General features: G+C 69.4%; 20 protein-coding genes. 18 read left to right on the top strand and 2 right to left on the bottom strand.

What is annotated here, in order from left to right; genetic code table 11:
• Positions 1 to 7 precede the first annotated feature (7 nt).
• Positions 8 to 220, top strand: coding sequence for a DUF4229 domain-containing protein (locus N5079_RS17785; protein ID WP_261584984.1), 213 nt, complete (start codon positions 8 to 10; stop codon positions 218 to 220).
• On the opposite strand, the gene N5079_RS17780 is transcribed toward N5079_RS17785, so the two are convergent.
• The gene (locus N5079_RS17780; RefSeq protein WP_261584983.1) at positions 217 to 1,383 is read right to left on the bottom strand and encodes a hypothetical protein; all 1,167 of its coding nucleotides are present in this window, start codon (positions 1,381 to 1,383) and stop codon (positions 217 to 219) included. The genes N5079_RS17785 and N5079_RS17780 overlap by 4 nt on opposite strands.
• Positions 1,384 to 1,571: 188 nt before the next feature.
• On the opposite strand from N5079_RS17780, the gene N5079_RS17775 reads away from it, so the two are divergent.
• The 17 genes from N5079_RS17775 to N5079_RS17695 all read left to right on the top strand — a co-directional run bounded on the left by N5079_RS17775 (position 1,572) and on the right by N5079_RS17695 (position 19,922).
• Positions 1,572 to 2,309 (top strand): demethylmenaquinone methyltransferase, encoded by a 738-nt coding sequence (locus tag N5079_RS17775; RefSeq protein WP_261584981.1) that lies wholly within the window; start codon positions 1,572 to 1,574, stop codon positions 2,307 to 2,309.
• Between the two features lie 101 nt (positions 2,310 to 2,410).
• On the top strand, positions 2,411 to 3,685 hold the full coding sequence (locus N5079_RS17770) for a geranylgeranyl reductase family protein (RefSeq protein WP_261584980.1): 1,275 nt from the start codon (positions 2,411 to 2,413) through the stop codon (positions 3,683 to 3,685).
• A 37-nt stretch (positions 3,686 to 3,722) separates the two neighbouring features.
• A complete protein-coding gene (locus N5079_RS17765; protein WP_036325316.1) occupies positions 3,723 to 4,082 on the top strand; it encodes an NADH-quinone oxidoreductase subunit A in 360 nt (119 codons plus the stop codon).
• A gap of 2 nt (positions 4,083 to 4,084) precedes the next feature.
• On the top strand, positions 4,085 to 4,636 hold the full coding sequence (locus tag N5079_RS17760; protein WP_261584978.1) for a NuoB/complex I 20 kDa subunit family protein: 552 nt from the start codon (positions 4,085 to 4,087) through the stop codon (positions 4,634 to 4,636).
• Complete coding sequence (locus N5079_RS17755; protein ID WP_261584977.1) at positions 4,633 to 5,310, top strand: NADH-quinone oxidoreductase subunit C; 678 nt, start codon at positions 4,633 to 4,635, stop codon at positions 5,308 to 5,310. The genes N5079_RS17760 and N5079_RS17755 overlap by 4 nt, the downstream gene beginning before the upstream one ends.
• Positions 5,307 to 6,623 (top strand): NADH-quinone oxidoreductase subunit D, encoded by a 1,317-nt coding sequence (locus N5079_RS17750; protein WP_261584976.1) that lies wholly within the window; start codon positions 5,307 to 5,309, stop codon positions 6,621 to 6,623. The genes N5079_RS17755 and N5079_RS17750 overlap by 4 nt, the downstream gene beginning before the upstream one ends.
• A 43-nt stretch (positions 6,624 to 6,666) precedes the next feature.
• Complete coding sequence (nuoE, locus tag N5079_RS17745) at positions 6,667 to 7,362, top strand: NADH-quinone oxidoreductase subunit NuoE (protein ID WP_261584975.1); 696 nt, start codon at positions 6,667 to 6,669, stop codon at positions 7,360 to 7,362.
• Entirely contained in the window at positions 7,359 to 8,645 is a 1,287-nt protein-coding gene (gene nuoF / locus N5079_RS17740; protein WP_261584974.1) for an NADH-quinone oxidoreductase subunit NuoF, read from the top strand. The genes nuoE and nuoF overlap by 4 nt, the downstream gene beginning before the upstream one ends.
• Positions 8,642 to 11,050, top strand: a complete 2,409-nt coding sequence (locus N5079_RS17735; RefSeq protein ID WP_261584972.1) for an NADH-quinone oxidoreductase subunit G — start codon at positions 8,642 to 8,644, stop codon at positions 11,048 to 11,050. Before nuoF ends, N5079_RS17735 begins: the two co-directional genes overlap by 4 nt.
• Positions 11,047 to 12,399, top strand: a complete 1,353-nt coding sequence (nuoH, locus tag N5079_RS17730) for an NADH-quinone oxidoreductase subunit NuoH (RefSeq protein ID WP_261584971.1) — start codon at positions 11,047 to 11,049, stop codon at positions 12,397 to 12,399. Before N5079_RS17735 ends, nuoH begins: the two co-directional genes overlap by 4 nt.
• Positions 12,386 to 12,901, top strand: a complete 516-nt coding sequence (nuoI, locus tag N5079_RS17725) for an NADH-quinone oxidoreductase subunit NuoI (protein ID WP_261584970.1) — start codon at positions 12,386 to 12,388, stop codon at positions 12,899 to 12,901. Before nuoH ends, nuoI begins: the two co-directional genes overlap by 14 nt.
• On the top strand, positions 12,894 to 13,652 hold the full coding sequence (locus tag N5079_RS17720; protein WP_261584969.1) for an NADH-quinone oxidoreductase subunit J: 759 nt from the start codon (positions 12,894 to 12,896) through the stop codon (positions 13,650 to 13,652). Before nuoI ends, N5079_RS17720 begins: the two co-directional genes overlap by 8 nt.
• Positions 13,649 to 13,945 carry an NADH-quinone oxidoreductase subunit NuoK gene (nuoK, locus tag N5079_RS17715; RefSeq protein ID WP_036325326.1) on the top strand — a complete coding sequence of 99 codons (297 nt, stop codon included), beginning with the start codon at positions 13,649 to 13,651 and terminating at the stop codon, positions 13,943 to 13,945. Before N5079_RS17720 ends, nuoK begins: the two co-directional genes overlap by 4 nt.
• A gap of 66 nt (positions 13,946 to 14,011) precedes the next feature.
• Positions 14,012 to 15,856 (top strand): NADH-quinone oxidoreductase subunit L, encoded by a 1,845-nt coding sequence (gene nuoL, locus N5079_RS17710; RefSeq protein ID WP_261585081.1) that lies wholly within the window; start codon positions 14,012 to 14,014, stop codon positions 15,854 to 15,856.
• Positions 15,856 to 17,361, top strand: coding sequence for an NADH-quinone oxidoreductase subunit M (locus N5079_RS17705; RefSeq protein WP_261584968.1), 1,506 nt, complete (start codon positions 15,856 to 15,858; stop codon positions 17,359 to 17,361). Before nuoL ends, N5079_RS17705 begins: the two co-directional genes overlap by 1 nt.
• A complete protein-coding gene (gene nuoN, locus N5079_RS17700; RefSeq protein WP_261584967.1) occupies positions 17,358 to 18,914 on the top strand; it encodes an NADH-quinone oxidoreductase subunit NuoN in 1,557 nt (518 codons plus the stop codon). Before N5079_RS17705 ends, nuoN begins: the two co-directional genes overlap by 4 nt.
• Positions 18,915 to 18,926: 12 nt before the next feature.
• Positions 18,927 to 19,922, top strand: a complete 996-nt coding sequence (locus tag N5079_RS17695) for a polyprenyl synthetase family protein (RefSeq protein ID WP_261584966.1) — start codon at positions 18,927 to 18,929, stop codon at positions 19,920 to 19,922.
• A gap of 33 nt (positions 19,923 to 19,955) precedes the next feature.
• Here N5079_RS17695 and N5079_RS17690 read toward each other — a convergent pair whose 3' ends face one another.
• On the bottom strand, positions 19,956 to 20,855 hold the full coding sequence (locus N5079_RS17690) for an LLM class flavin-dependent oxidoreductase (protein WP_261584965.1): 900 nt from the start codon (positions 20,853 to 20,855) through the stop codon (positions 19,956 to 19,958).
• Positions 20,856 to 20,927 lie beyond the last annotated feature (72 nt).

Here is a 20,927-nt window from a genome sequence, read left to right as displayed (position 1 = left end):
CGACGCTGTGCATCCGGTAGTCGTTTACACGCTTTCGCGTCTCGGCCTGTTCGCCGTCGCCCTCGCAGTCCTCTATCTCGTCGGCGTCCGCAACGCCTACGTGCTGTTCGCTCTGGCGTTCCTGATCAGTGGCGTGGCCAGCTACGTTCTGCTGTCGAAACAGCGGGACGCGGTCAGCGAGCGGATCGCCAGGAATCGCCGGGGAGCGGGGGAGAACTAGGTCGCCGGGAACATGCCGACCCGGGCATGGTACTCATGCCCGAGCCTCGTCGTGTCGCTTCCCACCAAAAGCCCCTTCTTTACTGTCAGGAACGCCTTTACCCCGATTCCCCTTTCTCGCGTGGGGTTCCAACTTTGCGCCTTGCCGGTCACGGGGTTGATCGCCCCGATGCCCGGCCGGCTGACGGCCCCCGGCCCGGCGGTGTCCGAGCCCAGGGGGTTGTCCAGCCAGCGCTGGTGGCCGCCCACGTAGACGGCCGACCCGGTGACGGCCACCGCGTAGAGGGAGTCACCGCCGGTCAGGTTCACCCAGGTAGGACGGATTCGATCACCTCGGGCGTACGTCTCGAACCGGGCGGCCGAGTCGCACAGCTTCGAGGTGCGTGGCGCGGGACCGCCCGTGGTGACGACCACGAAATATCGCCCGTCCGGGGAGAAGTCGAGCCCGCGGACGTAGGAGGGGAAGCTCGCCCGGCAACTGGCCGCGTACGCCTCGGTGTGCCAGTCGAGGACCCGCCCGCTCGCCAGGTCGATCAGCCCGAGCTGGGGGCGGCGCAGGCCGTCGAGGGTCATGAAGGACCCGTCGACCGCGAGCGTGCCCCCGGTCGCGGCCATCGCGTAGATCCTGACGTCGCCTCCCCGGCTGTCACCCGGCGTGACCGTGAAGCTGGGATCGACGGCCCCGGTTTCGGCGTCCACGCGGGCGAGAGCCGTACGGGCGCTGTGGCCGATCCTGCTGAAGTCGCCGCCGACTAAGAGGTCCGCGCCCTGCCGTACGAGACTGGAGACGTTCCCTCCGTAGACGGGCGCCGAGAACGACGGCACGGCCGAGCCGTCGCCGACGCGCAGCCGGACCAGAGCACGGTCGAAGGGGCCGTTGAAGGAGCCGCCGGCGTAGACGGTGCCGCCGGGCCCCGCCGCCAGGGCGGACACCGGCCCGTCGAGGTCGGGCGCGAAGCCGCTCAGGACCCGGCCGGTGCGCAGGTCGAAGGCGAAGATGTTGGCGCGGGGGAGTTCCCGCGTGCTGCCGGCGTCGCGCACGGCGCTGAACTCGCCGCCGACCACCACCGTGTCGCCGACGAGCGCCAGCGCGTTCACGATGCCGTCGAGAACGTGCGGCGTCGTGTCGACCGGGTTCTCCGACACCACGTGGGGCTGGCTCACGCCGGCGCCGGCCGGGCGCCCCATATCTCCAACCACGGGCAGGGCCGCGAGCGTTGCCACTGCGATCAGTGCGGTTCTGGCGAGCATTCCCCAAGTTCTAGCAGACGGAGCGTAATCAACAAACTACGTTGCGCGCATCCAGTGATGGTGGTGAGGCACTTCCCGGGCCGCCGCCTAGGCTTGCCACCATGACGCGCGCATCGCTGGACAAGCAGCCGCACGAGGTCGCCGCGATGTTCGATCGCACGGCCGAGCGGTACGACCTGGTCAACGACGTCCTCTCGCTCGGGCAGGACCGGCTTTGGCGCAGGGCGACCGCCGCCGCGATCGACGCGGGGCCCGGCGAGCTCGTGCTGGACCTCGCCGCGGGCACCGGCACCTCGACGGACGCCTTCACCATGCTGGGCGCGCGGGCGATCGCCTGCGACTTCTCCCTCGGCATGCTGCGGACCGGCGTGGCGCGGCGCGGCGGTTCCGGCCTGTACGGCGGGGGCGTCCGGGGCGTGAGCTTCATCGCGGGCGACGCCCTTCACCTGCCGTTCGCCGACGACGTCTTCGACGCGGTGACGATCTCGTTCGGGCTGCGCAACGTGGCGGACACCGAGCAGGCGCTGCGCGAGATGCTCCGGGTCGCCAGACCGGGCGGCAGGCTCGTGATCTGCGAGTTCTCCCGGCCCGTCGTCAAGTCGTTCGACCTGGTCTACTCGCAGTACCTCATGAGGCTGCTGCCCCAGGTGGCCCGGGCGGTCAGCTCCAACCCCGACTCCTACGAATATCTCGCCGAGTCGATCAGGGCGTGGCCCGATCAGGCCGCGCTCGCGGCGATCATCCAGCGGGCGGGCTGGGAGAAGGTCGCCTGGCGGAACCTCTCGTTCGGCATAGTGGCCCTTCATCGAGCCGTCAAGCCGGAGGCCGGGAATCCTTAGCGCACCCCCTCTGACATTGTGCGGGGAATAAGGGTTAGACTGCGGCGCGACAGATTGTGAAGTGGTTCACAAAGGCACGAAGGTGACAGGCAGGGTCCCCCGTGAGCGAGCAAGGCCGCGGACAGCGGAGAGCAGCTGAGGCCGACGTCATCGTCGTCGGCGCCGGCCCCGCCGGGTCGACTGCCGCCTTTTACCTCGCCCGTGCCGGGCTTGACGTGCTGCTGCTGGAGAAGACCCGGTTCCCGCGCGAGAAGGTGTGCGGCGACGGGCTCACGCCCCGGGCCGTCAAGGAGCTCATCGGGATGGGCGTCGACATCGACGGCCCCGGCTGGATCAGGAACAAGGGCCTGCGCGTCATGGGCGGGGGCCTGCGCCTGGAGCTCGACTGGCCCGATCTGCACAGTTTCCCGGACTTCGGGCTCGTCCGCACCCGGATGGACTTCGACGAGATCGTCGCAGAGCACGCGGCGCGCAGCGGCGGCGTCACCCTGCTCCAGGAGGTCACCGTCACCGGGCCGGTGCTCGACGAGCGCAGCGGTCACATCGTGGGCGTCACCGCCCGGCGCGACGGTGAGGACGTCACCTACGGGGCCCGGCTCGTGCTCGCCGCCGACGGCAACTCCTCCCGGCTTTCCCTCGCGATGGGCCTGCACAAGCGGGAGGACCGCCCGATGGGCGTCGCCGTGCGGACCTACTACACGAGCCCCCGGCACGACGACGACTACCTGGAGTCGTGGCTGGAGCTCTGGGACGGCGACCGGCTGCTCCCCGGCTACGGCTGGATCTTCGGCGTCGGCGACGGCACCTCCAACGTCGGCCTCGGGCTGCTGAACACCAGCGAGGCGTTCAAGAACATCGACTACCGCGACCTGCTCAGGCGCTGGGTGAAGAACATGCCCGCCGAGTGGGGCTACACGGACGAGAACATGACCGGCCCGATCAGGGGCGCGGCGCTGCCGATGGCCTTCAACCGGCAGCCGCACTACACCCGGGGCCTGGTGCTCGTCGGCGACGCGGGCGGTTCGATCAACCCCTTCAACGGCGAGGGCATCGCCTACGCCATGGAGACCGGGCGGATCGCCGCCGAAGTCGTCGTGCAGGCGCTGTCGCGCGCCACCCCCGCCCAGCGTGAGCGGGTGCTGCTCCAGTATCCGCGTATCCTCAAGGAAACCTATGGGGGATACTTCACTCTCGGGCGGCTGTTCGTGGAGGCGATCGGACGGCCCGGGGTGATGAGCTTCGCCACGCGGCACGGCCTTCCGCACCCGACCCTGATGAGATTCGCGCTGAAACTCCTGGCTAATCTCACAGATCGGCGAGGCGACGCCTCCGACCGCATCATCAACGCGCTTTCCAAGGTGGCGCCGCCCGCATGACTGTCTCTTCCTACCGACCAAGCGAGGACATGTAGCCATGGAGCTGTATGTGCCGATTCTGGTGCTCGCGGTCCTCGCGGCGGGGTTCGCCGTGTTCTCCGTGGGCATCGCGCCCTTCACCGGGCCGAAGCGCTGGAACCGCGCCAAGCTGGATGCCTACGAGTGCGGCATCGAGCCCACTCCGCAGCCGGTCGGCGGCGGGCGCTTCCCGCTGAAGTACATGATCACAGCGATGCTGTTCATCGTGTTCGACATCGAGATCATCTTCCTTTATCCGTGGGCGGTGGCCTTCGACAAACTCGGCGTGTTCGGGCTGGTCGAGATGGTGCTGTTCATCGTCACCGTCCTCGTGGCGTACGCCTACGTCTGGCGCCGTCGCGGCCTCGATTGGGATTAGCCATGGGTCTTGAAGAGAAACTCCCGAGCGGGTTCGTCCTCACCACCGTCGAACAGGTGGCGGGCTGGGCCCGGAAGAACTCCGTCTGGCCCGCGACGTTCGGTCTCGCGTGCTGCGCGATCGAGCTGATGGCGACGGGCGGTCCGACCCACGACCTGGCGCGGTTCGGCATGGAGCGGGCCTCGGCGTCGCCCCGGCAGGCCGACCTGATGATCGTGGCCGGCCGGTTGTCGCAGAAGATGGCGCCCGTGCTCCGCCAGATCTACGACCAGATGGCCGAGCCCAAGTGGGTCATCGCGATGGGCGTCTGCGCGTCCAGTGGCGGCATGTTCAACAACTACGCCATCGTGCAGGGCGTGGACCACGTGGTGCCCGTCGACATCTACCTCCCCGGCTGCCCGCCGCGCCCGGAGATGCTGATCGACGCCATCGTGAAGCTGCACGACAAGATCCAGAACATGAAGTTCGGCGCGCACCGGGCCAAGCAGATCGACGAGCTCGAGCTCCAGGCGCTGCGGACGCTGCCGCTGATCGACCAGGGGGCCCAGAAGTGAGCACCGACAACCTCCCTGGCAACCTTCCCGGCGTGCCGGAGGAGCCGGTCGTCCGCAGGGGCATGTTCGGCGCCGGCGGCACCGGCGACACCTCCGGTTACGGCCGGCTGGTCGTACGGCGCCGGCCGACGATCTTCACCGCCAGGCCGTACGGGTCGTACTTCGACGAGGTGGCCGACGCTCTGGAGCCGTCGTTCGGCGACGCGATCGAGCGGGTGGTCGTGGACCGCGGCGAGGCCACGTTCCACATCGCGCGGGAGCGCCTGGTGGACGTCATGCGGCACCTGCGCGACGATCCGGCGCTGCGGTTCGAGCTGTCGCTCGGCGTCTCCGGCGCGCACTACCCGCAGGAGACCGGCAGCGAGCTGCGCGCGGTCTACCACCTGTGCTCGATCACGCACAACCGGCGGATCCGGGTCGAGGTCTCCTGCCCCGACGCCGACCGGCACATCCCGTCCACCGTTTCTGTCTACCCCACGCACGACTGGCACGAGCGGGAGACGTACGACTTCTTCGGCATCGTCTTCGACGGTCACCCGGCGCTGACCCGGATCGAGATGCCCGACGACTGGGAGGGTCACCCCCAGCGCAAGGACTATCCCCTCGGCGGAATCCCGGTCGAGTACCGCGGCGCCGAGATCCCCGCGCCGGACCAGAGGAGGTCCTACTCATGAGTACGACTGAGGCCGAAGGCCGCGTCTACGACGTCGCCGGCCAGGACTGGGACGAGCTGGTCGAGACCGTCACCGACTCGGCCGAGGAGCACCTGGTCATCAACATGGGGCCGCAGCACCCGTCGACCCACGGCGTGCTCCGCCTCGTGCTGACGCTCGACGGTGAGACGGTGAACGAGGCCCGCACGGTCATCGGCTACCTGCATACCGGCATCGAGAAGAACATGGAGTTCCGGACGTGGACCCAGGGGGTCACGTTCGTCACCCGCATGGACTACCTGTCGCCGATCTTCAACGAGACGGCGTACTGCATGGGCGTCGAGAAGCTCCTCGGGATCACCGACAGGATCCCGGAGCGCGCGCAGGCCATCCGGGTCATGATGATGGAGCTCAACCGGATCTCCTCGCACCTGGTGGCCATCGCGACCTTCGGCCTGGAGCTGGGCGCGACCACGCCGATGCTGTTCGGCTTCCGCGAGCGGGAGATGGTGCTCGACCTGTTCGAGTACATCACCGGCCTCCGGATGAACATGGCCTACGTGCGGCCGGGCGGCGTGAGCGTCGACCTGCCCGCCGGGGCGGTCGACAAGATCGGTGAGTTCCTCAAGGTCATGCCGGGGCGGATCAAGGAGATGCGCAAGCTCCTCGACGCGAACCCGGTCTACACCCGCCGCACCAAGGACGTCGCCTACCTCGACCTGACCGGGTGCATGGCGCTCGGGATCTCCGGGCCGATCCTGCGGGCCGCGGGTCTGCCGTGGGACCTGCGCAAGTCGCAGCCCTACTCCGGCTACGAGACCTACGAGTTCGACGTCCCGACGCAGAACACGTGCGACGTGTACGGCCGCTATCTCGTCCGGATGGCCGAGATGGAGGAGTCACTGAAGATCATCGAGCAGGCGCTCGACCGCCTGTCCGGGCCGCTCAAGGGCGGCGCGGTGATGATCGAGGACAAGAAGATCGGCTGGCCGGCCCAGCTCGCGCTCGGCCCCGACGGCCTCGGCAACTCGCCCGACCACATCGCGCACATCATGAGCAGCTCGATGGAAGCCCTGATCCACCACTTCAAGCTGGTCACCGAGGGCTTCCGGGTGCCGGCGGGCCAGGTCTACGCCGCCGTCGAGTCGCCGCGCGGCGAGCTCGGCGCGCACGTGGTGAGCGACGGCGGCACGCGCCCCTACCGCGTGCACTTCCGCGACCCGTCCTTCACGAACCTGCAGGCGGTGCCCGCGATGTGCGAGGGCGGAATGATCGCCGACGTCATCTCGGCGGTCGCCTCGATCGACCCCGTCATGGGAGGTGTGGACAGGTGAGTGAGCGCAGCGAGCGAACCAGGAAACACAGCACGTTTACGGCATGCGCCGACGAGCCGAAGGCGAGGAGGGCGCAGTGACGTATTCACCTGAGGTCCGCGAGCGTCTGGAGACGGACGCCAAGGAGATCATCGGCCGCTACCCCCGGCCCCGGTCGGCGCTGCTGCCGCTGCTGCACCTGGTGCAGTCGGAGGACGGCTACGTCTCCGACGACGGGCAGGAGTTCTGCGCGGAGATGCTTGGCCTTTCCAAGGCCGAGGTCGTCGGCGTCGCGACCTTCTACACGATGTACAAGCGGAAGCCGTCGGGCGAGTACAACGTCGGCGTCTGCATCAACTCGCTGTGCGCGATCATGGGCGGCGACCAGATCTGGGACGAGCTGACCGAGCACGTCGGCGTCGGCCACGACGAGACGACCACGGACGGCAAGATCACGCTGGAGCGGCTGGAGTGCAACGCCGCCTGCGACTTCGCGCCCGTGATGATGGTCAACTGGGAGTTCTTCGACAACCAGAACCCCGAGTCGGCCAAGCAGCTCGTCGAGGACCTGAGGGCCGGCAAGGAGGTCGCGCCGACCCGGGGCCCGGGCAGGCTGTGCACCTTCAAGGAGGCCTCGCGGGTGCTCGCGGGCTTCCCCGACGGCCTGGCCGGTGAGGGCCCCGCCGCGTCCGGCCCGTCGCTCCAAGGCTTGAAGATCGCCAAGGCCAATGGCTGGGAGGCACCGGTGAGCGACCGATGACACAGCTCACGCCGGTTCTGACGAAGAACTGGGACCTGCCGAACTCGTTCACCCTCGACGGGTACGGCGAGTACGCGGCGGCCAAGCAGGCCCTGACCATGGACCCGGACGCCATCATCCAGATGGTCAAGGACTCGGGCCTCCGGGGCCGTGGCGGCGCGGGCTTCCCGACCGGCATGAAGTGGGGCTTCATCCCGCAGAACGACGGCAAGCCGCACTACCTCGTCGTCAACGCGGACGAGTCCGAGCCCGGGACGTGCAAGGACATCCCGCTGATGCTGGCCAACCCGCACGCGCTGGTCGAGGGCGTCATCATCACGTCCTACGCCATCAGGGCCAACTACGCCTTCATCTACGTGCGCGGCGAGGTCCTCCACGTCATCCGCCGGGTGCAGGCCGCGGTCCGGGAGGCGTACGAGAAGGGCTACCTCGGGACGAACGTCTTCGGCTCGGGCTACGACCTCGAAGTCGTCGTGCACAGCGGGGCCGGGGCGTACATCTGCGGCGAGGAGACGGCGCTGCTGGACTCGCTGGAGGGCTACCGCGGCCAGCCGAGGCTCAAGCCGCCGTTCCCGGCCGTCGCGGGCCTGTACGCCTGCCCGACCGTGGTCAACAACGTCGAGTCCATCGCCAGCGTGCCGAGCATCGTCACCAACGGCGCTGACTGGTTCGCGGGCATGGGCACCGAGAAGTCGAAGGGCTTCGGCATCTTCTCGCTGTCCGGCCACGTGACCCGGCCGGGCCAGTACGAGGCGCCGCTCGGCATCACGCTGCGCGAGCTCATCGACATGGCGGGCGGGATCCGCGAGGGCCACGAGCTGAAGTTCTGGACGCCGGGGGGATCCTCGACGCCGATCTTCACCGCCGAGCACCTGGACGTGCCGCTCGACTTCGAGTCGGTCGGCGCCAAGGGGTCGATGCTCGGCACCCGCGCCCTGCAGATCTTCGACGAGACGACCTGCGTCGTGCGGGCCGTGCTGCGCTGGATGGAGTTCTACGCGCACGAGTCCTGCGGGAAGTGCACTCCCTGCCGGGAGGGCACCTACTGGCTCAAGCAGGTGCTCAAGCGGCTGGACAAGGGGCAGGGCACCGAGGAGGACCTGGCCACCATCATCGACGTCTCCGACAACATCCTGGGCCGCTCGTTCTGCGCCCTGGCGGACGGCGCGGTGAGCCCGGTCTACTCGTCGGTCAAGTACTTCCGCGAGGAATACCTCAAGCACTTCGAGATCGGCGGCTGCCCGTTCGATCGCGCCGCGTCAACTGTGTGGGGTAAGGCATGACGGTACAGACCACCTCGGCGGGAGCGGTCGAGCAGCCCGTGGACATGGTGACCCTCACCATCGACGGCTTCCAGGTCAGCGTCCCGAAGGGGACGGTGATCATCAGGGCCGCCGAGCTGCTGGGCATCCAGATCCCGCGGTTCTGCGACCACCCGCTGCTCGAACCGGCGGCCAACTGCCGCCAGTGCCTGGTCGACATCACGGACGCCGGGAACGGCCGGGGCTTCCCGAAGCCGCAGCCCTCCTGCGCCATCGAGGTCGCCGAGGGCATGGTCGTCCAGACCCAGCTCACCTCCCCGGTAGCGGAGAAGGCGCAGCGCGGCATCATGGAGATGCTGCTGCTTAACCACCCGCTGGACTGCCCGGTCTGCGACAAGGGCGGTGAGTGCCCCCTGCAGAACCAGGCGATGTCCAACGGCCAGGGCGAGAGCCGGTTCCAGGAGCAGAAGCGCACGTTTGAGAAGCCGATCGCGCTGTCCACGGAGGTGCTGCTCGACCGCGAGCGGTGCGTCCAGTGCGCGCGCTGCATCCGCTTCTCCGACGAGATCGCCGGTGACCCGTTCATCGACTTCTTCGAGCGCGGGGCCAAGGAGCAGGTGGGCGTCGCCGACGGCGAGCCCTTCCAGTCCTACTTCTCGGGCAACACCGTCCAGATCTGCCCGGTGGGCGCCCTCACCGGCGCGGCCTACCGGTTCCAGTCCCGGCCGTTCGACCTGGTCTCGACGCCGAGCGCCTGCGAGCACTGCGCCTCCGGCTGCTCGCTCCGTACGGACCACCGGCGCGGCAAGGTCACCCGCCGCCTGGCCGGGGACGACCCGCAGGTCAACGAGGAGTGGAACTGCGACAAGGGCCGCTGGGCCTTCGCCTACGCCACACAGCCCGACCGGCTCAGGTCGCCGCTGATCCGTGATGAGGAGGGCAGGCTCGTCCCGGCCTCCTGGCCCGAGGCGCTCGCGGTCGCGGCCAGGGGCCTCGCCGCCGCGCGCGGCAAGGCCGGCGTGCTGGTCGGCGGCCGTCTCACGGTCGAGGACGCCTACGCCTACAGCAAGTTCGCCAGGATCGCCCTCGGCACCAACGACATCGACTTCCGGGCCCGGCCGCATTCGGAGGAGGAGGCGAGGTTCCTCGCCTACGCCATCGCGGGCAAGGGCATCGAGGTCTCCTACGCCGACCTGGAGAAGGCCCCGGCCGTGCTCCTCGCGGGCTTCGAGCCCGAGGAGGAGTCGCCGATCGTCTTCCTGCGCCTCCGCAAGGCCGCGCGGAAGAAGGGCCTGAAGGTCTACGCGCTGGCGCCGTTCGCCACGCCGGGCCTGGCCAAGGTGAGCGGCACGCTCATCCGGACGCGTCCCGGCGGCGAGGCCGAGGCGCTCGGCGACCTGGTCGGCTCCGCGGGCGACATCCTGCCCGCCGGGTCGATCATCCTCGCCGGCGAGCGGCTCGCCACCACCCGTGGCGCCCTCTCCGCGCTCGTACGGCTCTCGCAGGTCACCGGCGCGCGGCTGGCCTGGGTGCCGCGGCGGGCCGGTGAGCGCGGGGCCATCGAGGCGGGCGCCCTGCCGGGCCTGCTGCCGATCGGCCGCCCGGTCGCCGACGAGAGCGCCCGCGGCGAGGTCGCCAGGGCCTGGAACGTCGCGGCCCTGCCCGACGCGCCCGGCCGGGACACCGCCGGGATCCTCGAGGCGGCGCTGAACGACGAGCTCGACGCGCTGGTCGTCGCGGGCGTCGACCCGTACGACCTGCCCGACCCCGGCAAGGCGCTCGCCGCGCTGGAGAACACGCCGTTCATCGTCAGCCTGGAGATCCGGGCCAGCGCGGTCACCGACCGGGCCGACGTGGTCCTCCCGGTCGCCGCCGTCGCGGAGAAGGCCGGCACGTTCGTCAACTGGGAGGGCAGGGGCCGCTCGTTCGAGGTGGCCACGGCCGTCCCCGGCGTGATGAGCGACCTGCGGGCCATCACCTCGATCGCCGACCAGATGGACGTGCACCTGGGTCTGCCCGACGCGGCCGCCGCGCGCCGCGAGCTCGCCGGGCTCGGCGCCTGGCGGGGCTCCCGCCCGGCCGCGCCGAGCGTCGTCGGCGGCGGGGTGCGGGAGCCGCGGACCGGTGAGGCCGTGCTGGCCACCTGGCACCTGCTGCTCGACGACGGCCGCCTCCAGGACGGCGAGCCGTACCTGTCCGGGACCGCCCGCTCGGCGGCGGCGCTGCTCTCCGAGGCCACGGCGGCGGAGATCGGCGCGGTCGACGGCGGGAAGATCACCATCGGAGACGGCGTGGTCCTGCCGGTGCGGATCGCGGACCTGCCCGACCGGGTGGTCTGGGTGCCGTCGAACTCGGCCGGACTGTCCGTCACCCGCGACCTGCGCGCCGTGGCGGGCGACGTCGTAACCATCGGGAGTGTCTCGTGAACAACCCCGGACCCACGCTGAGCGACTTCGGCCACGATCCCCTGTGGATCTCGATCATCAAGGCCGTCGCGATCTTCGTGTTCCTCATGCTGGGCGTGCTGTTCGGCGTGTGGACCGAGCGCAAGCTCATCTCGCGCATGCAGCACCGCTACGGCCCCAACCGGGCGGGCAAGTTCGGCCTGCTCCAGTCGGTGGCCGACGGCCTGAAGATGGGCCTCAAGGAAGACCTCATGCCCCGCACGGTGGACAAGGTCATCTACTTCCTGGCCCCGGTCGTGATCGCCGTGCCGGCGTTCCTGGCCTTCTCGGTCATCCCGTTCGGGCCGATGGTCTGGATGTTCGGGCACAAGACCCCGCTGCAGCTCACCGACCTCCCGGTCGCGGTGCTGCTCGTCCTGGCCACGGCCTCGATCGGCGTCTACGGCATCGTGCTCGCGGGCTGGGGCTCGCGCTCGCCGTACGCCATCCTGGGCGGTCTGCGCTCCAGCGCCCAGGTGGTGTCCTACGAGATCGCGATGGGCCTGTCCTTCGTCGCGGTGTTCCTCAAGGCCGGCACGCTGTCCACCTCGGAGATCGTGGCCAAGCAGGCCGGCGGCGGCACCTGGGACATCTTCGGCATGCACATCCCGACGCCGTCCTGGTACGTCTTCTCGCTCATCCCGTCGTTCCTCATCTACGCGGTCACGATGCTGGGCGAGACGAACCGCGTACCGTTCGACCTGCCGGAGGGCGAGGGCGAGCTGGTGGGCGGCTTCCACACCGAATACTCCTCGTCGCTGAAGTTCGCGATGTTCATGCTCGCCGAGTACGTGAACGTGTTCACGGTGTCGGCGATGGCCATCACGCTGTTCCTCGGCGGCTGGCGGGCGCCCTGGCCGATCTCGCTGTGGGACGGGGCCAACACCGGCTGGTGGCCGATGCTCTGGTTCTTCGCCAAGCTCGCCCTGGCCTTCGCGTTCTTCGTGTGGGTCCGCGCCTCGCTGCCCCGGGTCCGTTACGACCAGCTCATGGCGTTCGGGTGGAAGGTGCTCATTCCGCTCAACCTGGGCTGGATCCTGCTCGCCGCGACGCTGCAGGCGCTCCGCCTTCCGGAGTCCAACCGGAACGGCATCCTGGCGTTCGGCGCGGTGGTCGTCATCGCCGGCCTCGGCATCTGGCTCCGTTTCGACACGGTCAACCAGCGCCGCAGGGAGGCCAGGGCCGCCGAGGTCGAGGAGGAGTTCGAGCAGCTCCGCGAGGAGCCGGCGGCGGGCGGGTTCCCGGTGCCGCCGCTCGACCTTCCGCACTACCACGGAGTCGTTCCGTCGGCGCGTGCCCCTAAAGAGGAGGTGACCAGTGGGAGCAACTGATTGGCTGAACCCGATCAAGGGATTCGGCGTCACCTTCCACCACATGTTCAAGAAGCCGGTGACGGTCAACTACCCGGAGGAGAAGCGGCCCACGGCGCCGCGGTTCCACGGGCGGCACCAGCTGAACCGGTGGCCGGACGGCCTGGAGAAGTGCGTCGGCTGCGAGCTGTGCGCCTGGGCCTGTCCCGCTGACGCCATCTACGTCGAGGGCGCGGACAACACCGAGACCGAGCGATTCTCGCCCGGTGAGCGGTACGGCCGCACCTACCAGATCAACTATCTGCGGTGCATCCTGTGCGGCCTGTGCATCGAGGCGTGCCCCACGCGGGCGCTCACGATGACGAACGAGTACGAGCTGGCCGACTCCAGCCGCGAATCGCTGATCTTCACCAAGGAGATGCTCCTCGCGCCGCTCGGGCCGGGCATGGAACAGCCGCCCCACCAGATGCGCCTCGGCGACACCGAGGAGGACTACTACCGGTTGGGTCGCAGCAATGGGTGAGTCCATCACGTTCTGGGTGCTGGCGGTCGTGTCCGTGATCGCCGCGCTCGGGCTCGTGTTCAGCCGCAGGGCGGTCTACTCGGCCCTGATGCTGGGCGTCGTCATGCTCTCGCTGGCGGTGCTGTACGCCGTGCAGGACGCTCCGTTCCTGGCGGCCGTGCAGATCATCGTCTACACCGGCGCCGTCATGATGCTGTTCCTGTTCGTGCTCATGCTCGTGGGCGTGGACTCCTCGGACTCGCTCGTCGAGACCATCAGGGGACAGCGGTTCTGGGCCATCGTGGCCGGGCTCGGCTTCGCCGCCCTGCTCGGCCTCGGCATCGGCAACACGCTGATCGCGGCTCCCAAGGGGCTGGCGGTGGCCAACCAGAACGGCAACGTGCCCTCGCTCGCGGAGCTGATCTTCACGCGGCACGTCTTCGCCTTCGAGGTCACCTCGGCGCTGCTGATCACCGCCGCGCTCGGCGCGATGGTGCTGGCGCACCGCGAGCGCACCGAGCCCAAGCCGACCCAGAGGGACCTGTCCCGGGCCCGCTTCGTCGAGTTCGGCCGGCACGGCAAGAACCCGGCCCCGCTGCCCGGCCCCGGCACCTACGCCCGGCACAACGCCATCGACATGCCCGCGCTGCTCCCGGACGGCACGGTCTCGCCGCTGTCGGTCAACCGGGTCATCGCCAGGCACGAGGCCGAGGAGGGGACGCTGGCCCCCGAGGTCGCGCAGATCCTCCAGCAGGAGGAGGAGGGCAAGTGACCACCCACTACCTCGTTCTTTCCGCGCTGCTGTTCGCGATCGGCGGCGTCGGCGTGCTGGTACGGCGCAACGCCATCGTGGTCTTCATGTGCGTCGAGCTCATGCTCAACGCCTGCAACCTGGCGTTCGTCACCTTCGCCCGGCAGAACGGCAACCTCGACGGCCAGGTCATCGCGTTCTTCGTGATGATCGTGGCCGCCGCCGAGGTCGTCATCGGCCTGGCCATCATCGTGACGATCTTCCGAACCCGCAGGTCAGCGTCTGTCGACGACGCCAGCCTGCTGAAGTACTAAGAGGTGGCCGTGGAACCCGCTGAGTTCATAACTCACTCCGGTGGAGCGATCGGGGTCGCCTGGCTGATGATCGCCCTCCCCCTCGTGGGGGCGGCGGTCCTCCTGCTGGGCGGGAGGAGGACCGACAGGTTCGGCCACCTGCTGGGCGTCGTCACGGCGCTCGCGTCCTTCGTCGTGGCCGTCCTCGCCTTCGTCCAGTTGCTGGGCTTCGCGCCGGGCGAGCGCCGTAGAGGGATCGCGCTCTACGACTTCATTCCCGGCATGGCTACCAAGGTGGGGCTGCTGGTCGACCCGCTGTCGATCTCGTTCTGCCTGTTGATCACCGGTGTCGGGTCGCTGATCCACATCTACTCGATCGGCTACATGGCCCACGACCCGGGCAGGCGGCGGTTCTTCGCCTACCTGAACCTGTTCGTGGCGGCCATGCTCCTGCTGGTGCTGGCCGACAACTACGTCGCGCTGTTCGTCGGCTGGGAGGGCGTCGGCCTCGCGTCCTACCTGCTGATCGGGTTCTGGCAGCACAAGCCCTCGGCGGCGACGGCGGCCAAGAAGGCGTTCATCGTCAACCGGGTCGGCGACTTCGGCCTGCTGATCGGCATCTTCACGATCTTCGCGACGTTCCACTCGCTGAAGTTCGCCGAGGTGTTCCCCGCCGCGCACGGCGCGTCGCAGGGCACGCTGACGGCGATCGGGCTGCTGCTGCTCGTCGGCGCCTGCGGCAAGTCGGCCCAGCTTCCGCTGCAGTCCTGGCTCCTGGACGCGATGGAGGGCCCGACTCCGGTCTCGGCCCTCATCCACGCCGCGACCATGGTCACCGCCGGTGTCTACCTCATCGTCCGGTCCGGCGTCATCTTCCAGGCCGCCGAGACGGCCCAGCTGGTCGTGACGATCGTCGGCGTGGCCACGCTGCTCGCCGGTGCGATCATCGGTACCGCCAAGGACGACATCAAGAAGGCCCTCGCCGGGTCCACGATGTCGCAGATCGGCTACATGGTGCTGGCGGCGGGCATCGGCCCGGCCGGGTACGCCTTCGCGATCGCCCACCTCATCACCCACGGCTTCTTCAAGGCCGACCTCTTCCTCGGCGCCGGATCGGTCATGCACGCCATGAACGACGAGGTGAACATGCGGAAGTACGGCGCGCTCCGGAAGGCCATGCCGGTCACGTTCGCCACCTTCCTCATCGGCTACCTGGCGATCATCGGGTTCCCGCTGCTGTCCGGTTACTTCACCAAGGACGGCATCATCGAGACCGCGATGGAGCACAACGCCATCCTGGGCTGGCTCGCCGTCCTGGGCGCGGGCATCACCGGCTTCTACATGTCGCGCCTGGTGTTCATGACCTTCTTCGGCGCGAAGCGCTGGGAGGGTGACGCCCACCCGCACGAGTCTCCGGCCGTCATGACCTGGCCCCTGATCATCCTGTCGGCCGGCGCCATCTTCCTGGGCGGGTTCCTGATCGTGGGCAACCGGTTCATGACCTTCCTGTCGCCCGCCGTCGGGCTCCCGGAGCATCTGCCGGAGTTCAACCCGGTCAGCCTCACCGGTCTCGTCACGCTCGCGCTCGTCGCGGTCGGGGCGGTGTTCGCCTGGTTCAGGTACGGCGCGGCCGAGGTGCCCGCGGTCGCCCCGCGCGGCTCGTTCCTCACCGCGTTCGCCCGCCGTGACCTGTACGGCGACGCGCTCAACGAGGCCCTGTTCATGCGGCCCGGCCAGTGGCTCACCCGGCTCGCGGTGTTCTTCGACAACCGCGGGATCGACGGCGTGGTCAACGGCCTCGCCGCGGGCATCGGTGGCTCGTCCGGCCGGTTGCGCAGGATCCAGACCGGATTCGTCCGCTCGTACGCGCTGTCGATATTCGTCGGCGCCGCCCTCCTGGTCGGTGCCTGGTTCGTCGTAGGGAACCTGTGATGCCCTGGCTTTCCACCCTGATCGGCGTGTCCGTACTGGGCGCGCTGGGCGTGACCCTCGTGCGGAACGACAAGCTCGCCAAGCAGTTCACCCTCGCGGTGTCGCTGGTGGTGCTGGCGCTGACCGTCGCGATGGCGGTCCAGTTCAGCCCGAACGGCGACAAGTTCCAGTTCGCGGAGACCTACAACTGGATCCCCGCGTTCGGAGTCCACTACGGCGTGGCCGTCGACGGCATCGCGCTGGTGCTGATCCTGCTGTCGGCCGTGCTCGTGCCGATCGTCGTGCTGGCCTCCTGGCATGACGCCGAGGCCGGCAAGCGGTCCGTCCGGACGTACTTCTCGCTGATCCTGGTGCTCGAGGCGATGATGATCGGCGTCTTCGCGGCGACCGACGTCTTCCTCTTCTATGTCTTCTTCGAAGCCATGCTGATCCCGATGTACTTCATGATCGGGTCGTACGGCGGGGCCCAGCGGTCCTACGCGGCCGTCAAGTTCCTGCTGTACTCGCTGTTCGGCGGGCTTCTCATGCTCGTGGCCGTGATCGCGCTCTACTCGATCGCCGGCAAGGGCACGTTCATGTTCTCCGACCTCGTCGGGACCATCCAGGACGTGACGACGCAGAAGTGGCTGTTCCTCGGCTTCTTCATCGCCTTCGCGATCAAGGCTCCGCTGTGGCCGTTCCACACCTGGCTGCCCGACGCGGCGGCCCAGGCCCCGGCCGGCGCCGCCGTACTGCTGGTGGGCGTCCTCGACAAGGTCGGCACCTACGGCATGCTGCGCTTCTGCCTGGAGCTCTTCCCCGAGGCCGCGAAGTTCTTCACGCCGCTGGTCATCACACTGTCGGTGATCGGCATCGTCTACGGCGCGATCGTGGCCATCGGGCAGACCGACATGAAGCGGCTCATCGCCTACACGTCGGTCTCGCACTTCGGGTTCATCGCGATGGGCGTGTTCGCCATGACGACGAACGCCGGCGCCGGGGCGACGCTCTACATGGTCAACCACGGCTTCTCGACCGGCGCGCTGTTCCTGATCGCCGGCTTCCTGATCAACCGCCGCGGCTCGCAGTACATCGCCGACTACGGCGGCGTCCAGAAGGTCGCCCCCGTGCTCGCCGGGACGTTCCTGGTCGCGGGCCTGTCCAGCCTCTCGCTCCCCGGGCTCAGCACGTTCGTGAGCGAGTTCATGGTCCTGGCCGGCACCTACGAGAAGCACCTCGTGTTCGCCGTCATCGCCGCGACCGGCGTCATCCTGGCGGCCATCTACATCCTGTGGATGTACCAGCGGACCATGAACGGGCCGACCGCCGAATCGGTGAAGACCCTGCCCGACCTCAACGCCCGTGAGAAGTGGGTCGTCACGCCGCTGATCGCGCTGCTCCTCGTCTTCGGCTTCTATCCCAAGCCGCTGCTCGACGTCATCCATCCCGCCGTGAAGGACACGTTGTCCAGCGTCTCCGTCACCGACCCGGCGCCCGCCGTACCCGTTGCCAAGGAGGGCCAGTGAACGGCACCATTCAAGCGCCGACCATTGAGTACGCTCTGCTGGCGCCGATGCTGGTCGTCTTCGGCGCGGCGATCGTGGGCGTGCTCGTGGAGGCCTTCGCCCCGCGCTACCTGCGCTCGGCGATCCACGTGCCGCTCACCCTCCTGTCCCTGGCCGGCGCGTTCGCGCTGACCATCTGGCAGGCGGCGGCCAAGGGCATCCCGACCAAGGCGGCAGCCATGGGCGCCGTCGCCGTGGACGGGCCGGCGCTGTTCATCTGGGGCACCATCCTCGTGCTCGCGTTCGTGAGCGTCCTGCTCATCAAGGGCGAGGACCACTTCGTGGCCGCGGCGTCAGCCGTACCGGGATCGGCCGAGGAGGAGCAGGCCCTGCACGAGGGGGCCGCGCACAGCGAGATCTACCCGCTCGTGCTGTTCGCCGTCGGCGGCATGCTGCTGTTCCCGGCCGCCAACGACCTGCTGGTCGCGTTCGTGGCCCTCGAGGTCATGTCGCTGCCGCTCTACCTGCTGTGCGGCCTGGCCCGCCGCCGCCGTCTCCTCTCGCAGGAGGCCGCCGTCAAGTACTTCCTGCTCGGCGCCTTCTCCTCCGCCTTCTTCCTGTACGGCACGGCGCTGCTGTACGGCTACGCCGGGTCGATCGACCTGGCGAAGATCAGCACGGCGGTCGGCTCGGTCGGCGGCCAGGACACGCTGCTCTACATCGGCGCGGCGATGCTCGGCGTCGGCCTGCTCTTCAAGATCGGCGCCGCGCCGTTCCAGGCCTGGAAGCCCGACGTCTACCAGGGCGCTCCGACCCCGATCACGGCGCTGATGGCGTCCGGAACCCTGGTCGCCGCCTTCGGGGCGCTCGTCCGGGTGTTCTGGGTCGGGCTGGGCGGCCTCGACTGGGACTGGCGCCCGGTTCTGTACGGTGTGGCGATTCTTACGATGGTGGTCGGCGCGGTCCTCGCCATCACGCAGACCGACATCAAGCGGATGCTGGCCTACTCCTCGATCGCCCACGGCGGATTCCTGCTGGTCGGCGTCATCGCGACCGGCAAGGCGGCGGCGCAGAACGCGTCGGCGCTGTCGGGGATCCTGTTCTACCTCGTGGCCTACGGCTTCACCACGGTGGGCGCGTTCGCCGTCGTGACGATGGTCCGCGACGCGGGCGGCGAGGCGTGGCACCTGTCCCGCTGGGCCGGGCTCGGCAAGCGCTCGCCGCTCCTCGCCGGCATCTTCGCGTTCTTCCTGCTGGCGTTCGCCGGAATCCCGCTGACCAGCGGCTTCTTCGGGAAGTACGCGGTGTTCCAGGCCGCCGTGTCCGGGGGCGCGCTGCCGCTGGTCATCGTCGGTGTGGTGGCCTCCGCCGTGGCGGCGTTCTTCTATGTCCGGGTCATCGTGCTGATGTTCTTCAGCGACCCCGCGGCGGACGGCCCGTCGATCGTGCTCCCCTCCCGGGGGACCGCAGCTGTGGTCGGTTTGGCCGTATTGGCTACGGTAGTCCTGGGTGTTTACCCGCAGCCCGTGCTTGATCTGGCGCACTCGGCTGCTCAATCGCTGTTCGTTCGTTAGGAGCCTCGCCTTATGGCCGCGCCGCCCGTTGTGGACATTCCTCTCGTCGACGAGCAGCTGGCCGAGGACCTGGCGAACGGCTTGGCGGCGGTGGAGAAGCTGCTCCGCTCGTCCGTCGAGAGTGAGGACGCCTTCGTCACGCAGGCGTCCAGGCACCTCATCGAGGCCGGCGGCAAGCGCTTCCGGGCGATGCTCGTGCTCCTGGCCGCGCAGTTCGGCAACCCCGACGCCCCGGGCATCGTGCCCGGGGCCGTCGTCATCGAGCTGACCCACCTGGCGACGCTTTACCACGACGACGTGATGGACGAGGCGCCCGTGCGCCGCGGCTCCCCTTCGGCCAACGCCCGGTGGGACAACACCGTGGCCATCCTGACCGGCGACTACCTCTTCGCCCAGGCGTCTGAGCTGCTGGCCGACCTCGGGGCCGAGCTCATCCGGATTCAGGCCCGCACGTTCTCCCGGCTGGCGCGCGGGCAGATCAGGGAGACCGTCGGACCTGCCGACGGCGCCGACGCCGTCGCGCACTACATCCAGGTGCTCGCGGACAAGACGGGCTCGCTCATCGCCACCTCCGGCCGGTTCGGCGCGATGCTCGCCGGCGCGCCGCCCGAGATCGTCGACCGGCTGACCGACGCCTGCGAGGCCATCGGCGTCGCCTGGCAGCTCAGCGACGACCTCATCGACGTGGCCGCGGTGACGGGCGAGTCGGGCAAGACGCCCGGAACCGACCTCCGGGAAGGCGTCCGCACGCTGCCCGTTCTCTACGCCCTCGCCTCCCAGGACCCGGAGGACGGTCGCCTGCGCACGCTGCTGTCCGGCCCGGTGGCCGAGGAGGACGTCGAGGAGACGCTGTCCCTCCTCCGGGCCAACCAGGCGATGGTCCAGGCTCGGCAGGAGCTGACCAGGTGGATCGACCGCGCCAAGGCCGCCCTCGCCACCCTTCCGGACATCCCGGCCAGGACCGCTCTGTCGGCCCTGTGCGACTACGTGGTCGAGCGTTCCGGCTGACCGAGCGGCTCGACCGCGCCATGGGGTGAGCCGTCACCGGCCGGTCAGGAGTTCCACCACGGGCGCGAGCGTCTCGGCGTAGAAGCCGTTGACGGTGACGTAGGAGACGCCCAGCTCGTCGCGACGGCGCAGCAGCACGTCGGCCATCTCCCGCGGCGAGCCGTCGAGCACGGCCACCGCGCCCGGAGGGGGCCCCTGGTATCCCGCCGGCAGCCAGGGCGCGGGCCGGGGGCCGACCTGAAGGAGGTTCACACTCAGCTCGATCTGGTCGAACCGCGCCCCCGCCATGCCTCTCAGAGCGTCGATCGGCCGCCGCAGGTCGTCGTCCGTGCTGTCCGGCGGGAGGGCCAGGGTCACGATGTCGGCCTCCTTCGCGGCCACCGCCATCATTCGCTCGCCCGCCCCCGCGACGAGGATCGGCGGCCCCTGCCGCTGCACGACCTGGCTGAACCGCCCGGACTTGCTGGACGCAGCCGTGGTCTCGCTGGACGCCGCCCCTGCCTGGCCGAACGCCGCCCTTGCCTCGCCGAACGCCGCCCTGGTCTCAGCGATCACCGCCTCCACCTGCGCGATGCGCTCGCCCGCCGTGCCGTACGGCATGCCGAGGGCTGCGGCGTCCTCGCGGGCGTCGGGGCGGCCCGCGCCGACGCCCACCTCCAGCCGTCCGCCGGAAAGGAAGTCGAGGCCCGCGAGCTCCCAGGCGAGCTGCCGCGGGTTTCGGTAGGGCGCGGCCAGCACGAACGTACCGAGGCGCAGACGGGTCGTCGCGGTCGCCGCCGCGGTGAGGGCGAGAAGCGGCGGAAGCGTGCCGAGCGTGTCCGGGACCAGCAGGGTCGAGTAGCCCAGGTCCTCGGTCCGCCGCGCCAGGGCCGCCCACGCTCCGGCGTCCGGTGCGAGCGCCGCCACGATCCCGAAACGAAAATGCTTTGTCATGCCGCCGATCCTCGCCTCGTACGGCACGGCAGTCGTCGGTCCCGGGGCGGCGAAAGCCGTACTCCCGGGGGA

Source organism: Planotetraspora sp. A-T 1434 (assembly GCF_025420585.1).
Classification (GTDB): domain Bacteria; phylum Actinomycetota; class Actinomycetes; order Streptosporangiales; family Streptosporangiaceae; genus JAOEGB01.
The sequence above is the reverse complement of the archived record's forward strand: the minus strand, read 5'-3'. Positions and strand labels throughout refer to the sequence as shown.

Excerpts from the sequence above, each read along its gene's own strand:
- N5079_RS17775 (WP_261584981.1), top strand. The coding sequence starts at position 1,572 with ATGACGCGCGCATCGCTGGACAAGCAGCCGCACGAGGTCGCCGCGATG.
- N5079_RS17765 (WP_036325316.1), top strand. The coding sequence starts at position 3,723 with ATGGAGCTGTATGTGCCGATTCTGGTGCTCGCGGTCCTCGCGGCGGGG.
- N5079_RS17760 (WP_261584978.1), top strand. The coding sequence starts at position 4,085 with ATGGGTCTTGAAGAGAAACTCCCGAGCGGGTTCGTCCTCACCACCGTC.
- N5079_RS17750 (WP_261584976.1), top strand. The coding sequence starts at position 5,307 with ATGAGTACGACTGAGGCCGAAGGCCGCGTCTACGACGTCGCCGGCCAG.
- nuoE (WP_261584975.1), top strand. The coding sequence starts at position 6,667 with ATGCGCCGACGAGCCGAAGGCGAGGAGGGCGCAGTGACGTATTCACCT.
- nuoF (WP_261584974.1), top strand. The coding sequence starts at position 7,359 with ATGACACAGCTCACGCCGGTTCTGACGAAGAACTGGGACCTGCCGAAC.
- N5079_RS17735 (WP_261584972.1), top strand. The coding sequence starts at position 8,642 with ATGACGGTACAGACCACCTCGGCGGGAGCGGTCGAGCAGCCCGTGGAC.
- N5079_RS17720 (WP_261584969.1), top strand. The coding sequence starts at position 12,894 with ATGGGTGAGTCCATCACGTTCTGGGTGCTGGCGGTCGTGTCCGTGATC.
- nuoL (WP_261585081.1), top strand. The coding sequence starts at position 14,012 with ATGATCGCCCTCCCCCTCGTGGGGGCGGCGGTCCTCCTGCTGGGCGGG.
- N5079_RS17705 (WP_261584968.1), top strand. The coding sequence starts at position 15,856 with ATGCCCTGGCTTTCCACCCTGATCGGCGTGTCCGTACTGGGCGCGCTG.
- N5079_RS17695 (WP_261584966.1), top strand. The coding sequence starts at position 18,927 with ATGGCCGCGCCGCCCGTTGTGGACATTCCTCTCGTCGACGAGCAGCTG.
- N5079_RS17690 (WP_261584965.1), bottom strand. The coding sequence starts at position 20,855 with ATGACAAAGCATTTTCGTTTCGGGATCGTGGCGGCGCTCGCACCGGAC.